At 38.6% G+C, this 756-nt stretch carries 1 protein-coding gene; it reads left to right on the top strand.

Features of this window, described 5'->3' with window-relative positions; genetic code table 11:
• Positions 1-577 (top strand): hypothetical protein (locus ACYVRA_RS07765; protein WP_461252165.1); only part of this gene is annotated, 577 nt, incomplete at its 5' end.
• Between the last annotated feature and the right edge of the window lie 179 nt (positions 578-756).

Below are 756 nucleotides of genomic sequence, written 5' to 3'. Positions count from 1 at the left end.
TGTCGGTTTTGACGGAAAGATACTTCCTAGAAGTGAATATGGCACAGACTTAGCCACTTTTACTCAAACTTTTTATAATAACGGAGAAGTAAAAGGCTCACGTGTTCTAAAAGTAATGGTGGATAATGGAAAGTTTGAGTATTTTGGGGAAACCTATGATATATCTGAAAGTATACCTGCTATAACCCTAACCCTCTCAAAGACAATAACCGAAATCCTGCCGCCGCCTATAACGGTGTCGTTTGTGCCAGTTACTGCTTCTTATCCTGCTAAAACAATATATTTTTCGCCAAATGCGGCTTTGCCTGATGGTGTTACATATATTCTAACTGATGACAGCACACCGCCAAATAGTTGGAATACTGCACAGGGATTTGATGGAGAGGTAAATGTTAGCACATATAGCACTGCTGGTCTTATAACTTTCACACAAACTTTTTATCTAAACAATGTTGAAATAACAAGCGCGGGTAGTCAAAGAACTGTAAAAGTACAATTTAGTGCACTTGGTGGTGGTAACTTTGTTAGTACTTATTTCAGCGATACAGGTTCAGTAACGCTACAATTGCCGGAGTAGAGAGAGGGTAGGCACGGGTGACTGACACCACTTTTCCATAGTGTACCATAACAGCCGACCACCGCTATATGGAGCTTGTAGAAAAACTCATTTCTCACAGATTCTGTAGTCCTTCAAAGAAATAAAAATTGGTGTTATTGAAAGTTTAAACTTCTACACAATTATTTTTAAATATCCGT

It is taken from the genome of Treponema sp. R8-4-B8 (assembly GCF_054786175.1).
Note: the sequence above shows the minus strand (reverse complement) of the source record. Positions and strands in the feature narration are given on the sequence as shown.